1 protein-coding gene is annotated in these 525 nt (G+C 72.0%); it reads left to right on the top strand.

Going from position 1 to position 525, the window contains the following annotated elements; translation table 11 throughout:
* Positions 1-475: cellulose binding domain-containing protein (locus KBX53_RS35430; protein WP_210864082.1), on the top strand; the 475-nt coding region annotated here is incomplete at its 5' end.
* Positions 476-525 lie beyond the last annotated feature (50 nt).

Raw genomic sequence — 525 nt, 5'->3', positions numbered from 1 at the left:
CGTCTACACCGTCTGGCAGGCCAGCCACTTCGACCAGTCGTACTACCTGTGCAGCGACGTCGACTTCGGCGGCGGCTCGACCACCCCGCCGCCGACCACTCCCCCGCCGACGACCCCGCCGCCCACCACCCCGCCGCCGACGACCCCGCCGCCGAGCACCCCGCCGCCGGCCGGTGCCTGCACGGCGACGTACCAGGTCACCGGTCAGTGGTCCGGTGGCTTCCAGGCCGACGTGAAGGTGACCGCTGGCGGTTCACCCACCCGGGGCTGGTCGGTCACCTGGAACTACGCCAACGGCCAGCAGGTCACGTCGTCGTGGAACGCGACGGTCAGCAGCAGCGGCACGCAGGTCACCGCGCGCAACGCCTCGCACAACGGCACCCTCGCCGCCGGAGCGAGCACCACGTTCGGATTCCTCGGCTCGTGGAACGGCAGCAACCCGGTTCCGCTGGTCTCCTGTACGACGACCAGTTGACCCCCGTCCGGCGCCGCACCCGGGCGGGGGTCAACTGGTCGTCGTACAGG

It is taken from the genome of Micromonospora sp. M51 (assembly GCF_018070305.1).
Taxonomy (GTDB): domain Bacteria; phylum Actinomycetota; class Actinomycetes; order Mycobacteriales; family Micromonosporaceae; genus Micromonospora; species Micromonospora parva.
Note: the sequence above shows the minus strand (reverse complement) of the source record. Positions and strands in the feature narration are given on the sequence as shown.